The following is a 15425-nucleotide window of genomic DNA, read 5'->3' as shown; positions in this document are numbered from 1 at the left end:
TTAGTGGTATGACTAGTTGATAAAGAATGAAACACATCCACAGGCAGTTCCTGAAAATGCTGTTCCAGGACCGCCTCCAGTATTACCTCCATTAAGGTTTATACCTTGATTGTTATTTGTTATTGGATCTAAACCAGTTATTAAATGGTTGAAAGTACCATTACCATTATCTTGACTAGTTAATGTTACGTTAGCTGGTAATCCAGTTATGGTAGAATAAGGTCTATCTGAGATTAATACTTCCCAAGTTGATCCTACATTATTTCCTGTATTAAAGCTCAATTGAAAATTGCCAGCATCACCTAAATTATTAAAATTGAAATCTGTTGCTGGCGTTCCTGTTGGAGTAGTTGGGTTTGTTGGGGTTCCTCCGCCTGTTCCTGACCCACCTGTTCCTGTAGAGCCGCCATTTCCAAAACCTGGAAGACAGATAACACTAAACATAAACTCTGAGTTAAAATCTGCACGGTCAGAACCTCCATTGTCATTATCTCCTACATTTACTTTAAAACCATCGCTTTGTTGATCATAATAACTAATGTTGGGATCATCGTTTCCTACGCCTAATAAATCTGTAATAGTAAGCTGAATAACATAGCTTGATGTCCCAAGGTCATTATCAAAAGTAATTTGATAATCTCCAGTATCTATCAAACTAGCAGTTGCATTAAATCCAGCCACTGCCGATCCTGCAGCAGCAATCTTTCCAGCTGCACAAATAGTAGGTCCGGCAAAGAACGCACCACCATCAGTACCCACGCTTAATTTGTTATCTGCATCTGCACTTACTACTTGTGCTTTAAATTCATCTCCTGCTTCATCTGTGTAAGTGATTTCTCCTGTTGCCGTAGCATCTGTAGTAGTAGGGGTGTCGTCTTGTTCAAAAGTTGTCACCGTTTCTGCAGCGGCATCTGCCCATTCTGTACCGGTTGCAGTAGCTGTTAGTACTTGTCCTGCTGTTCCCGCAGAATCATTTTCGTCAAGAACGGGACCGTCTAAATCTAATGTCTGATTAATTATTACTACGGTATTTCCTGTTGTTTCTTCATCAATTCTTAGAGCTTCAAATCCTCCAACTGTAAACCCTATTTCATCTGCTGCAGGACTGTACATTCCAGTATTTGTATCATCAGTAAACCTATAAGAAGGTTCTCCTACATTACCGTCTGAGTTAAGAAATCCAGCTGAACGAATAGCTCCTGAAACTTGAAGTTTATTATCTGGAGTATTTGTACCGACACCTAATCTATTGTTTGTAGCATCCCAAAATAACTGATCATTATCTTCAGTTGGAGTTTCGTCTGCTCCTGCAAAGAAAATAGATCCTTCAGTTCCGGTATGTTCTAGTGAACTTAAATCTACTGCATTTGGAGTTCCAGTTTCATCTATAAACTCTAACTCGTTTGTAGTATCGTCAAAGGTTAGTGAAGTAACTGTCTCTTCAATAGCAAAAGGAGTTGCACCTTCATTGTTATATGTTCCAATAAGATTTTTGTTGGTGGCTGCATTAAGATTACTTATGGTAGTCACAGTCTCGTTGATATCGACTGGAGTTGCAGCCGGATCTTCATTAGTGTAGGTGGCAATTGTATTTCCTGTCGCAGCTGTTGCTGTTACTGTTGTTATTGTTTCGTTAATGGCAAAAGGATTTCCTTCCTCATTATTATAAGTTCCGATTAGGTTTCCTGCAGCATTCAGGTCAGTTATATCTGTTACAACATCTGCTGCTGGTTGTGCTACAAATAGTGCTCCATCTGTTCCTGCAATTACTGCATTGTCTGGATCTTTAGAAATCAGGTTTACGTTTGCATTAGTAGCATCTTCATTTGCGTATGTAAGTTCACCAGCTGCTATTGCTAGTTCTGTTACTGTTTCATTGATGTTGACTGGAGTTGCTGCCGGATCTTCATTAGTGTAGGTGGCAATTGTATTTCCTGTCACAGCTGTTGCCGTTACTGTTGTTACAGTTTCGTTAATAGCAAAAGGATCTCCTTCTTCATTATTATAAGTTCCGATTAGGTTTCCTGCAGCGTTAAGGTCCGTCACATCTGTTACGACATCTGCTGCTGGTTGTGCTACAAATAGTGCTCCATCTGCTCCTGCAATTACTGCGTTGTCTGTATCTGTAGAAATCAGGTTTACGTTTGCATTAGTTGCATCTTCATTTGCGTAGGTAAGTGCACCTGCTGCTATTGCTAGTTCTGTTACTGTCTCATTAATATCGACTGGCGTAGCTGCTGGATCTTCGTTAGTGTAGGTAGCAATGGTATTTCCTGTTGCTGCTGTTGCCGTTACTGTTGTTACAGTTTCGTTAATAGCAAAAGGATCTCCTTCTTCATTGTTATAAGTTCCGATTAGGTTTCCAGCAGCGTTAAGGTCCGTCACATCTGTTACGACATCTGCTGCTGGTTGTGCTACAAATAGTGCTCCATCTGCTCCTGCAATTACTGCGTTGTCTGTATCTGTAGAAATCAGGTTTACGTTTGCATTAGTTGCATCTTCATTTGCGTAGGTAAGTGCACCTGCTGCTATTGCTAGTTCTGTTACTGTCTCGTTAATATCGACTGGCGTAGCTGCTGGATCTTCGTTAGTGTAGGTAGCAATGGTATTTCCTGTTGCTGCTGTTGCCGTTACTGTTGTTACAGTTTCGTTAATAGCAAAAGGATCTCCTTCTTCATTGTTATAAGTTCCGATTAGGTTTCCAGCAGCGTTAAGGTCCGTCACATCTGTTACGACATCTGCTGCTGGTTGTGCTACAAATAGTGCTCCATCTGCTCCTGCAATTACTGCGTTGTCTGTATCTGTAGAAATCAGGTTTACGTTTGCATTAGTTGCATCTTCGTTTGCGTAGGTAAGTGCACCTGCTGCTATTGCTAGTTCTGTTACCGTTTCATCAATTTCAACTTCTGTTCCGTCTGCATTTGTTACTGTAGCAATTAAGTTACCTGCAATTACATCTGTGATTGCTACACCGTTAGTATCTATAATCACATCAGAACCATCATTGTTTGTGAATGTGTAGGTTCCGTCTGCATTATCAGTGATGTCTGCTTTTGCTACGGTGATTGCTGCTCCAGCCTCGTTGGTGAAGGTTACGTTTCCGTCTGCTGTATCTGAGATTGTAGTAACTGTTTCCGCAATTGTAAATGCTGTTGCGTCTTCTGCGTTGTAAGTAGCAATGGTGTTTGTAGTTGTTGCTGTATTAAGGTCTGTAACGTCTGTGATTGTTTCATCAATTTCAACTGCTGTTCCATCTGCGTTAGTTACTGTTGCGATAAGGTTACCTGCAATAACATCAGTGATAGCTACACCGTTAGTATCAATAATCACATCAGATCCATCATTGTTTGTGAATGTGTAGGTTCCGTCTGCATTATCAGTGATGTCTGCTTTTGCTACGGTGATTGCTGCTCCAGCCTCGTTGGTGAAGGTTACGTTTCCGTCTGCTGTATCTGAGATTGTAGTAACTGTTTCCGCAATTGTAAATGCTGTTGCGTCTTCTGCGTTGTAAGTAGCAATGGTGTTTGTAGTTGTTGCTGTATTAAGGTCTGTAACGTCTGTGATTGTTTCATCAATTTCAACTGCTGTTCCATCTGCGTTAGTTACTGTTGCGATAAGGTTACCTGCAATAACATCAGTGATAGCTACACCGTTAGTATCAATAATCACATCAGATCCATCATTGTTTGTGAATGTGTAGGTTCCGTCTGCATTATCAGTGATGTCTGCTTTTGCTACGGTGATTGCTGCTCCAGCCTCGTTGGTGAAGGTTACGTTTCCGTCTGCTGTATCTGAGATTGTAGTAACTGTTTCCGCAATTGTAAATGCTGTTGCGTCTTCTGCGTTGTAAGTAGCAATGGTGTTTGTAGTTGTTGCTGTATTAAGGTCTGTAACGTCTGTGATTGTTTCATCAATTTCAACTGCTGTTCCGTCTGCGTTTGTTACTGTAGCAATTAGGTTACCTGCAATAACATCTGTGATAGCTACACCATTAGTATCAATAATCACATCAGATCCATCATTGTTTGTGAATGTGTAGGTTCCGTCTGCGTTATCTGTGATGTCTGCTTTAGCTACGGTGATTGTTGCACCTGCTTCATTGGTGAAGGTTACGTTTCCATCAGTTTGATCTGAGATTGTAGTAACTGTTTCTGCAATTGTAAATGCTGTCGCGTCTTCTGCGTTATAGGTAGCAATGGTGTTTGTAACTGCTGCTGTGTTTAAGTCTGTAACGTCTGTTACTGTCTCCTCAATAATTTGATCGTTTCCTTCCTCATCTGTGTAGGTTGCAATAGTTTTCACGGAAGTGGCAGTGTTGTTATCAGAAATTGAAGTTATAGTTTCTTCAATGTTAGAAACAGTGCCATCGGCTTCTGTTATGGTAGCTATTACTTGTCCGTCATTGACATCAGCAATTACAATACCGTTTGTGTTAATGGTAACGTCTGATCCATCATTGTTTGTGAACGTGTATGTTCCGTCAGTATTATCTGTAATATCGGACTTAGCTACTGTTTGTGGGTCTCCATTTTCATCAGTATAAGTAATTAAGCCATCCATTGCATCGGCAAATGTTGTTACAGTTTCATTAATATCTGTTGCATTTCCTGCCGCGTCAGTAACCGTTGCAATTGTATTACCTGCTACGGTATTTGTGATATTAAAGCCGTTGGTATCAATTACTGTGGTTATTCCAGTTTCATCGGTATAACCATAAGTTCCATTGCCATTGTCAACTAGCGTTGATACAGAAGTATCTGCGATGGTAGTTGTAGTTCCGCTTGCGTCTGTGAAGTCGTATGTTCCGTCACCATTATCTACAAGAGCTACTGTTCCTGCTGCAGCGTTAATTTCGTCGATGGCATCTTGCACGTTTGTTGCTGCTAGTCCTGACGTTGTATTGTCATATGGATTTGCAGAAGCGTTTGTGTCAATTACTTGTGTAGCTCCCGTTTCATCTGTATAGGTGTATGTTCCGTCTGCGTTGTCAACTAGTGTTGAGATAGAAGTATCTGCGATGGTCGTTATGATTCCGCTTGCATCAGTGAAGTCGTATGTTCCGTCACCGTTATCTACGAGCGCTACTGTTCCTGCTGCTGCGTTGATTTCGTCAATGGCATCTTGAACATTTGTTGCTGCTAATCCTGAGGTTGTATTGTCATACGGATTTGCAGAAGCATTTGTGTCGATTACTTGCGTTGCTCCTGTTTCATCTGTGTAGGTATATGTTCCATCTGCGTTGTCTACGAGTGTTGAGATCGAAGTATCTGCGATAGTCGTTGTAATTCCGCTTGCGTCTGTGAAGTCGTATGTTCCGTCTCCGTTATCTACTAAGGCAACTGTTCCTGCTGCTGCGTTGATCTCATCGATAGCATCTTGCACATTTGTTGCTGTTAGTCCTGACGTTGTATTGTCATATGGATTTGCAGAAGCGTTTGTGTCAATTACTTGTGTTGCTCCTGTTTCATCTGTGTATGTATACGTTCCATCTGCGTTGTCTACAAGTGTTGAGATAGAAGTATCTGCGATAGTCGTTGTGGTTCCACTTGCGTCTGTGAAGTCGTAAGTTCCGTCACCGTTATCTACAAGAGCTACTGTCCCTGCTGCTGCGTTGATTTCATCAATGGCATCTTGAACATTTGTTGCTGTTAATCCTGACGTTGTATTGTCATATGGATTTGCAGAAGCGTTTGTGTCAATTACTTGTGTTGCTCCTGTTTCATCTGTGTATGTATACGTTCCATCTGCGTTGTCAACGAGTGTAGAGATAGAAGTATCTGCGATAGTTGTTGTAGTTCCGCTTGCATCTGTGAAGTCGTAAGTTCCGTCACCGTTATCTACGAGCGCTACTGTTCCTGCTGCTGCGTTGATTTCGTCAATGGCATCTTGAACATTTGTTGCTGCTAGTCCAGACGTTGTATTATCATAAGGATTTGCAGAAGCATTTGTGTCGATTACTTGCGTTGCGCCAGTTTCATCTGTGTACGTATATGTTCCATCTGCGTTTTCTACAAGTGTTGAGATAGAAGTATCTGCGATGGTAGTTATGGTTCCGCTTGCATCAGTGAAGTCGTATGTTCCGTCACCGTTATCTACAAGAGCTACTGTCCCTGCTGCTGCGTTGATTTCGTCAATGGCATCTTGAACGTTTGTTGCTGCTAATCCTGAGGTTGTATTGTCATACGGATTTGCAGAAGCGTTTGTGTCAATTACTTGTGTAGCTCCCGTTTCATCTGTGTAGGTATATGTTCCATCTGCGTTGTCAACGAGTGTTGAGATCGAAGTATCTGCGATAGTCGTTGTAGTTCCGCTAGCATCTGTGAAGTCGTATGTTCCGTCTCCGTTATCTACAAGAGCTACTGTTCCTGCTGCAGCGTTGATTTCATCAATAGCGTCTTGAACGTTTGTTGCTGCTAGCCCTGAAGTCGTGTTGTCATATGGATTTGCAGAAGCGTTTGTGTCAATTACTTGTGTTGCTCCTGTTTCATCTGTGTAGGTATATGTTCCGTCTGTGTTGTCAACTAGCGTAGAGATCGAAGTATCTGCGATAGTTGTTGTGGTTCCGCTTGCATCAGTGAAGTCGTATGTTCCGTCACCGTTATCTACGAGCGCTACTGTTCCCGCAGCTGCGTTGATTTCGTCGATTGCATCTTGAACATTTGTTGCTGTTAGTCCTGAGGTTGTATTGTCATATGGATTTGCAGAAGCGTTTGTATCAATTACTTGCGTTGCTCCAGTTTCATCAGTGTATGTATATGTTCCATCTGCGTTGTCAACGAGTGTCGAGATAGATGTATCTGCGATAGTCGTTGTAGTTCCGCTTGCATCAGTGAAATCATATGTTCCGTCACCGTTATCTACAAGTGCTACTGTTCCTGCTGCAGCGTTGATTTCATCAATAGCGTCTTGTACGTTTGTAGCTGCTAGCCCTGAAGTTGTATTATCATAAGGATTTGCAGAAGCGTTTGTGTCAATTACTTGTGTTGCTCCTGTTTCATCAGTGTACGTATATGTTCCATCTGCGTTGTCAACTAGTGTAGAGATAGAAGTATCTGCGATGGTAGTTGTGGTTCCGCTTGCGTCAGTGAAGCTGTATGTTCCGTCACCGTTATCTACGAGCGCTACTGTTCCTGCTGCAGCGTTGATTTCGTCAATGGCGTCTTGAACGTTTGTTGCTGCTAGTCCTGACGTTGTATTGTCATATGGATTTGCAGAAGCATTTGTGTCGATTACTTGCGTAGCTCCAGTTTCATCAGTGTACGTATATGTTCCGTCTGCATTGTCAACTAGTGTTGATACAGATGTATCAGCAATCGTAGTTTCATTACCAAATACGTCAGTAAAAGTATATGTTCCATCCCCATTGTCTACTAAAGTTACGTTTACAGCACTTAAAGCTCCTGTAATTTCATCAATAGCGTCCTGCACATTTGTTGCTGCTAGTCCAGAAGTTGTGTTGTCATAAGGATTTGCAGAGGCGTTTGTGTCGATTATTTGAGTCGCTCCAGTTTCATCAGTGTAAGTGTAAGTTCCATTTCCGTTGTTAACTAATGTCGAAATAGAAGTGTCTGTAATTGTTGTAGTAGTCCCGCTAGCATCTGTAAAGTCGTAAGTTCCATCCCCGTTATCAACGAGTGCAACGGTTCCTACTGCGGCATTGATTTCTTCTATTGCTTCTTGTACGGTATCTGAGGAAAGTCCGGTGCCATTATTTTCAAAAATATTCCCAGATGCAGTAGTGTCAATTATTTGCGTTGCCCCAGTTTCATCTGTATACGTGTATGTTCCGTCTCCATTATCAACCAAAGTAGAAATCGAAGTATCTGCAATGGTAGTTGTGGTTCCGCTTGGGTCTGTAAAATTATAAGTTCCATCACCGTTGTCTACAATTGCAACATTACCTATTGCTGTATTAACTTCATCTATAGCATCTTGTACGTTTGTCCCTACAAGTCCTGAATTTGAGTTGTCATATGGGTTAGAAGAAGCTTGAGTATTGATAATTTGAGAGTTTCCATTGGCATCTGTATAAGTGTATGTGCCGTCGTTATTATCAACAATCATTGAAGCTATCTGGCATAAGCTCTGCCAGTTTGATCCTGTGTATTGGAAAAAGCAATTTTCATCAGTATTGAATACTAAACCTCCAGGAAGTGGAATAATTGCGTTCATTTGACTTGTGCTTACTCTAGTGGCAACAAGTACCTTGCTGGTGCTCTCAAGTTCTAATAGAGAAGAGCCATCAATTGTATTTGGATTGTCACCTATCTTTACCTGACCAAGTGCAGATATAGATAATAGTAAAAAGCTTGAAAGGATTAGTAATTTTTTCATTTGAGGTGTAATTAAATAGGGTAATTATATTTTCAGTTGGGGTGCGTTGATCTGTTATTTTTGTTAAAAATACTTATGTAAGCGCTGTCTAACTAGTTCTAAAATAAACTTTTTTTTATGCTTGATTGCTAAGGTAGATTATGCATACTGGGAATCAGATTGTTTTAGGTGAAGCGCATTATTGTGTCGATGAAATACACATATTTTAAAAATGTTAGTCGTTAAATTTTTTTTGCATTTTTCTTGCAAGTATCTAAAAAAAAACTATTTTTGCCACGCTTTAATATCAAACATAACTTGATGTTAATACCATTTGAAGTTAAACTTCAATAAATGCGGGAGTAGCTCAGTTGGTAGAGCGTCAGCCTTCCAAGCTGAATGTCGCCAGTTCGAACCTGGTCTCCCGCTCCAATAGAAAAGGCTCTACATTAATGTAGAGCCTTTTTTTTATGGATTTAAATCACTACACTATGTATATACGAGTTTTAAACGTTTTAGGATCTGTGGGTTAAAAGAAGATGTTTTCGCGAAAGCGTAATTCTTAGAAAGTGAGAAGTGTATTTGTATCTATCTCGTAAGGAGTTTTGTTTTGTTCAAATACTCTAGCCGAAAGAGCTCCTTCTAAAGTGATTTTTTTTCCTTCTACTCGAATCCAGCTTCCTTCTCTTATACCTATTACGGGAACCGTATTATAAGCGTGGTATTCCTTTATTCTAGTTTCTCTAGTCTCTCCCATGTGGGTAGAGTTTGTGTCTGGATCTAAATAATGCGGATTGATATTAAAAGGAACCATCCCTAGTGTCTTAAAGCTAGGTGGGTAACTTATAGGCATGTCATTTGTAGTTTGCATTGTAAGGCCGCAAATGTTACTGCCAGCACTAGTTCCTAAGTATGGTGTGCCATTAAGTAATACTTCTCTGAGTGGTTGCATCACCGCATTTTTATAGAGCTGGTTTACTAAAACAAATGTATTCCCACCACCTGTAAAAATTCCTTGGGCAACCTTTATAGCTTCTGCAGCGTCTTTATAAGTATGAATCCCTATTACCTTTTTATTGATTTTTGAGAATGCTTTCTGAGCAATGGCTGTATAATCGTCATGAGTTATGCCTCCTGGTCGTGCGTATGGGATAAATAATATCTCATCGACACCGGTATATAGTTTTTTAAGGGTAGGGAGTAAATATTCTAGATAAGCACTGCCATGAATAGTGGAGGTGCTTGCTATGATAAGGTTCTTAGACATTGTAAAGCTTTGGGTAAAAATACAAACTAGTGATCATGTGATTGCCAATTAACAAAATTTTAGAGCTGTATTGATTGTTTTTTGGGGTAGTTACAGTTTTCTTTGAAAGGACTAACTGATTGTAAATGAGATTCTTTTTGCTGGTAATGTTTATGTATGGCACCATTTTAAATGGTCAAGAATCTCGTGAAATTACGGGGAAGTTACTTAATATGAATGATGATGTAGGGCAAGTGACAGTAGCCAATATCACAACAAAAAAAGGAACCATCACTAGTGCTAAGGGGACATTCAATATTGAGGTACGCAAAGGAGATACCCTAATAATTAAAGCACTGCAGTTTAAAACAGAACAACTTACGGTAACTAATAAGATATATGATAGTGGGTTAATTGAAGTGTTTATGACTCCTGATGTGAGCGAACTACAAACGGTTCAATTATCAAATAATGGGCTATCAGGTAATATTAAGAAAGATGCAAAGGAAGTGAAACTTGTAGTTAGACCTAAGGCGCTTGGTGCTAAGAGAAAGCCCATTGCCGTCGAATATCGCAGATTGCATACAGCAACATCGAGACCGCCAGATCAAGTAGGAAGGCAAAATCTTAGGTTAGATGTTTCATTAGATAGAATTCTCAATAATCTTTCTGGAAAGACTAAACGTCTTAAAAGGGCGGTTGAGATTATGGAATATCAAAAAAGGGTTGATCAACTGAGAAACTATTATGCAGATGCTGTTTTTACTAGTTCGCTACAAATACCAGAAGAATACATTGATGATTTTACATTTTGGGTGCTTAAAGATGACGAGCAGTTAACAGATGTTGATTTAGGGAATAAGCTCAGTACGCTTGAATATTTACTATCTAAGCAAAAAGAATATAAGATCTTGCTCCTAGCACAAGGTGCGCAACTTAAAGGGAATTAATGAAAAGACTATTACTACTTATAATATCTACTGTTGCCTTTTCGGGATTCGGTCAAGAAGTAACAACCCTTACCGGTACCGTTCTTAACGATACGATAGGAGTAAGTCAACTCAATATTGTCAATCTTACGCTTAAAAGAGGTGCTACCACAAATGCAAATGGAGTTTTTGAAATTCCTGTAAGAGTGCATGACACAATCAATATTAGTGCTGTGCAATATGAGAGTAGACAGATTGTTGTGACTCCAGTAATATATGGTAGAGGCAAGATTTCCTTTTACTTAGCACCCAAGGTGAATGAACTTGACGAGGTTGTTGTAAGCAATATAACCTTAACTGGTGATTTGTCTAAAGATTTAAATGCTGTTCCTTTGCAAGTTTTTATAGATCCAAGAGACTTAGGTATTCCAGCAAATGCTAGACCTACAATGACTGCCGAAGAACGCAGGTTTTATGGAGCAACAGGAGGTGCAGGCCCAATAGGGTCGCTTATCAATGCGATAACTGGTCGCACAAAAATGCTCAAAAAACAGCTCAAAATTTCAAAATTCAGAGCGTTGGTGGAGGGCAATAGAGATAACTTTAATGACAGTATGTACATCAAGTCACTCAATATTCCTGATGAGCTTATTTTAGATTTTGTTTATTATGTTTTTGAAGATGAGCGAGCAGAGGCAATAGCAAAAGAAGGTAATACTTTGGGCTTGCTAGACTTTATGCTCACAAAATCTCCCGTATATTTGAAACTAAAAGCCGCCGAAAGCGTCTTACCTAAAAATGATGAGAACAATGAATAAATATCTACTACTAGCACTATTATTTATGAGTGCGCTTACCGCGGTGAGTCAGGATACGATTATGCTAGAAGGACAGGTTCTTAATGACACTATAGATAAGGCAAATCTTACCATTGTAAACCTCAACATGCGACGCGGTACTATTACCTCCAGTAATGGACAGTTTTCTATAGAAACTCGTCTTAATGATACTATTAATATAAGCGCTGTGCAATATGAGCCAAGACAATTTGTTGTAAATGAGACAATGTATAATCGAGGTAAGATTACCTTATATCTTATCCCAAAAATTACAGAGTTAGATCAGGTAAACATAAGCAATACAGACCTCACAGGAGATATTACTAAAGATATAGGGAGTACAACTTATGAGCGCACAATCACACCTACAGACCTAGGTATTCCAGAAAACACCGCGCCACCGCGCACGGTAGAAGAACGTCGTTACCATACTGCGATCTCTAGTGGGGGAGGGATACCTCTAGATGGACTCATAAACTCCATTACCGGAAGGTTGAAAATGCTCAAAAAGCATATTGAAGTTTCTCGTTTTGAAAAGTTAGTTCAAGAAAGCAGGTACACATTTTCAGATAGTATATATATGAATGAGCTTAATATTGAGAAAGAATATATAGAGGACTTCGTGTATTACACTTTTGAAGATCCAAAAGCTAAGGAACTTGTAGACGCAAATAATGCATTAGGTTTACTCGATTTCATGATAAAAAAATCTGCTGCATATAAAGCCTTGATGAAAAAAGATTAAGCTGTGGCATATTTGTTGACAACGAATAAGTACGCTTTCGCGAAAGCGTAACACATCCATTAATTCCACTATGAAAAAAATTATTCTACTTCTAGTTGTTGCACCTTTAATTATGGCAGCATCAATACATAAGTACTATCTAAGTGTTACAGACCTCAATTATAATGAGGAGGCAAAATCCATACAGATAATCACTCGATTGTTTTATGATGATCTAGAAGCTGTAATTCAAGAACGTTATGACACCGATGTTGTTGTTGATGCGGCATCAGATCAAGAAGAGCTTGATAAGTATCTCGTAAAATACTTTAAAAAAAAGATGCTTATTACGGTAAACGGAGAGCAACGCGAGATGAATTTTGTGGGTAAAAAATATGAGGACGACTACGTAGTTTGTTATTTAGAAGTACTTGATGTTACGGCAATAAATACGTTTGAAATTGAAAGCACATTACTTATGGATGTATTTCCAGATCAGAAAAATATGGTTCATACAACTATAGCTGGAAAAAAGAAAAGCTTTCTTCTTACTGCGGCAAATGCTAAAGGCTTGTTAAATTTTACCAAATAAAGCCTTAACCCCTTCATTGTTTGGCTATTTTTAAGCGATAAAACAAATTCAACAAACTTATGATTCGTTACACGTATATGCTGCTCGCGGCATTTTTACTTCTAGGGACAAGCGCTTTTGCTCAAGAAGAACAAACACAAGAGCGTCCTATGGGACACGAAAACACAAACAGGTTTAGACAACTTTACAATGAGATGTCTACTCCTAATGAGTATAGAACTGCTTCTGGTGCGCCTGGTCACGCGTACTACCAGAACACTGCAGACTATAAAATGTCTATTAACCTTAACGATGATACACAGATTATCCAAGGTTCTGAAACTATTACTTACACAAACAACTCACCAGACGATCTTGAGTACTTATGGGTACAACTTGATCAAAATGTGAGAGAAAAAGACTCTCCGGCAAAGGAGAAAAACGGTGAAGGAGTTGGAGCTGTATCTCAGCCAGGTTCTTTTGTTGGTTCTTTCATGAAAAGTGAGCCTTTTGACGGAGGTTTTAAAATCCAAGAAGTAAAAGCAAATGGTCGTGATTTAAAGCACACTATTAACTGGACAATGATGCGTATTGATATGCCACAACCACTTAAGGCTGGAGATACTTATACGTTTTCAATCAAATGGAATTACTTAGTTCCTGAGCACACGGTAGATCGTGCTCGTTCTGGTTATGAAACTTATGCAGATGGTAACAAAGGTTACATTATCGCTCAGTTCTTTCCAAGAATGGCGGTTTATAATGATGTAGAAGGATGGCAGAACTACCAGTTCTGGGGTAATGGAGAATTTGCATTACCATTTGGTAATTACGAAGTAGATATTACAGTTCCTAAAGATCACTTACTTGACGGTACTGGAGAGATTACAAACTTAAAAGACGTTTACAGTAAAGAAGAAATGAAGCGCTGGGAGCAGGCAAAGAAGTCTTACGACAAGCCTGTAATTATCCGTACACAAGCAGAGGCAGAGAAGCTTGCTGCAGGAAATGTAAAAGCAACACAAACTTGGAAGCTCAAAGCAGAGAATGTACGTGATTTTGCATTTACGTCATCTCGTCGCTATATCATGGATGCTCAAGCAGTAAAATTTCCAGAGCGTGATGTAATGGCAATTTCTATCTACCCTCCAGAAGGAAACCCATTATGGGAAGAGTACTCAACTAAGGCGATTGTACAAACACTTGATACATATTCAAAATATACATTTAACTACCCTTACCCTAAAGCGATCTCAGTACACGCAAAAGGACAAGGAATGGAGTACCCTATGATTTGCTGGAACTATGGACGTCCTAATGAGGATGGAACTTATAGTGATAGAACAAAATTCGGGATGATCTCTGTAATTATACACGAGGTAGGTCATAACTACTTCCCTATGATTGTAAACAGTGATGAGCGTCAGTGGGGATGGATGGATGAAGGTCTAGATACCTTTATGCAATTTCTTACAGAGCAAGAATTTGGACAGAATTTCCCTAATGCAATCAAAGGAAATGATGCATACCCTTCTAGACGAGGAGCGCCATCTAAGATTGTAGGATACATGAAAGGAAATCAAGAATATATAGCACCTATCATGTCTAACCCAGAAAATGCTTTTAACCTTGGTGCAAATGCATATGGTAAGCCAGCAACGGCATTAAACATACTTCGTGAGACAGTAATGGGTCATGAGCTTTTTGATCATGCATTTAAAACGTATGCTCAGAGATGGATGTTTAAACACCCAAGTCCAGAAGATTTCTTCCGTACAATGGAAGATGCATCTGCAGTAGATCTTGACTGGTTCTGGAGAGGATGGTTTTATAGCACAGAAGCTGTAGATATAGGTCTTAAAGAAGTAAAGCAATACTATATTACAGATAATGTAACTGCAGCTGGTAAAGAGTTACTTGCTCGTTACGGTGTTACAGATCCTAGCGCTATTGACGCAATCTACGTAGTAGATGAGGATAGCCCAGAGTTTACAGAAGATATGAGAGGTAGAGATATTTTAGAATCTTCATCTACACTTAAAGAGTATCTTATGGATAACTTTACTCCAGAAGAGCGTGCAAAAATCAATACACCTAAGTTCTTATACAAAGTTGTTTTTGAAAAGCCAGGAGGAATCCCAATGCCTATTATTGTAGAGTATGAGTATGCAGATGGTTCTAAGAAAAAAGTAACGTATCCAGCTCAAGTATGGAGAAAGAATGATGCAGAAGTAAGTAAAGCAATCGCATCAGATAAGGAGATCGTTAAGATTACTGTAGATCCAGATCTTGAAACAGCAGATATTGATACTGACAACAACAGCTGGCCAAAAGCTAAAAAGCTAGGTGAGTTTGATAAGTTCAAAAATCAAAATAAAGGATAATACTAGTTTCGCTTTCGCGAAAAAGTGAAAAACTGCTTCTCCATCGAGAAGCAGTTTTTTTTTGCTATTATTTTATTGATTGGAAATAATGAAACTTGGATTACTCAAAATCAAGCGTGTCACTTGCCGAAATTAATTGCTCTAACGCATCAATTTTGTTATGGATTTTTTTAAAGAACATATGCTGCTCACGCTCTCCTGCAGTATTTAAAAATTTACTCTGTTGTAATTGCTCGGTAATGTAAGTATGCGCTTGATCACATGTTTGAACGTCAGAAGTTTCAAAGTAGCTTAGAAATGTAAAGGGAACGTAAAAAGCCTTTTTATAAGGAGTATCTATTAATACTGTACATAGTATTTCTAGAATCAAATAATCTATCGTTATATAACTAATAGAATCACTGTATACTACGCTGCAA

At 39.3% G+C, this 15425-nt stretch carries 8 protein-coding genes and 1 tRNA gene; 6 read left to right on the top strand and 3 right to left on the bottom strand.

The annotated features are described in order from the left end of the window. Nucleotides 1-12: 12 nt before the first annotated feature. Nucleotides 13-8334, bottom strand: a complete 8322-nt coding sequence (locus ACJJVU_RS14275; RefSeq protein ID WP_405226765.1) for a beta strand repeat-containing protein — start codon at nucleotides 8332-8334, stop codon at nucleotides 13-15. A gap of 335 nt (nucleotides 8335-8669) precedes the next feature. On the opposite strand from ACJJVU_RS14275, the gene ACJJVU_RS14270 reads away from it, so the two are divergent. Further along, nucleotides 8670-8745, top strand: a tRNA-Gly gene (locus ACJJVU_RS14270). Between the two features lie 130 nt (nucleotides 8746-8875). Here the strand turns inward: ACJJVU_RS14270 and pepE are convergent. Beyond that, nucleotides 8876-9580, bottom strand: coding sequence for a dipeptidase PepE (gene pepE, locus ACJJVU_RS14265; RefSeq protein WP_405226762.1), 705 nt, complete (start codon nucleotides 9578-9580; stop codon nucleotides 8876-8878). Between the two features lie 125 nt (nucleotides 9581-9705). On the opposite strand from pepE, the gene ACJJVU_RS14260 reads away from it, so the two are divergent. The 5 genes from ACJJVU_RS14260 (at nucleotide 9706) to ACJJVU_RS14240 (ending at nucleotide 15006) form a co-directional block, all read left to right on the top strand. Next, entirely contained in the window at nucleotides 9706-10509 is an 804-nt protein-coding gene (locus ACJJVU_RS14260) for a hypothetical protein (RefSeq protein WP_405226759.1), read from the top strand. Next, the gene (locus ACJJVU_RS14255; protein WP_405226756.1) at nucleotides 10509-11306 is read left to right on the top strand and encodes a carboxypeptidase-like regulatory domain-containing protein; all 798 of its coding nucleotides are present in this window, start codon (nucleotides 10509-10511) and stop codon (nucleotides 11304-11306) included. Before ACJJVU_RS14260 ends, ACJJVU_RS14255 begins: the two co-directional genes overlap by 1 nt. Continuing rightward, on the top strand, nucleotides 11299-12072 hold the full coding sequence (locus ACJJVU_RS14250) for a hypothetical protein (protein WP_405226753.1): 774 nt from the start codon (nucleotides 11299-11301) through the stop codon (nucleotides 12070-12072). The genes ACJJVU_RS14255 and ACJJVU_RS14250 overlap by 8 nt, the downstream gene beginning before the upstream one ends. Nucleotides 12073-12142: 70 nt before the next feature. Further along, on the top strand, nucleotides 12143-12643 hold the full coding sequence (locus ACJJVU_RS14245) for a DUF6702 family protein (RefSeq protein WP_405226750.1): 501 nt from the start codon (nucleotides 12143-12145) through the stop codon (nucleotides 12641-12643). A 59-nt stretch (nucleotides 12644-12702) separates the two neighbouring features. Continuing rightward, nucleotides 12703-15006 carry a M1 family metallopeptidase gene (locus ACJJVU_RS14240; protein ID WP_405226747.1) on the top strand — a complete coding sequence of 768 codons (2304 nt, stop codon included), beginning with the start codon at nucleotides 12703-12705 and terminating at the stop codon, nucleotides 15004-15006. 100 nt (nucleotides 15007-15106) lie between these two features. Here ACJJVU_RS14240 and ACJJVU_RS14235 read toward each other — a convergent pair whose 3' ends face one another. Next, complete coding sequence (locus ACJJVU_RS14235) at nucleotides 15107-15376, bottom strand: hypothetical protein (RefSeq protein ID WP_405226744.1); 270 nt, start codon at nucleotides 15374-15376, stop codon at nucleotides 15107-15109. Between the last annotated feature and the right edge of the window lie 49 nt (nucleotides 15377-15425).

Origin of the sequence: Dokdonia sp. Asnod1-B02 (genome assembly GCF_045063955.1) — a bacterium.
Lineage (GTDB): Bacteria > Bacteroidota > Bacteroidia > Flavobacteriales > Flavobacteriaceae > Dokdonia.
Note: the sequence above shows the minus strand (reverse complement) of the source record. Positions and strands in the feature narration are given on the sequence as shown.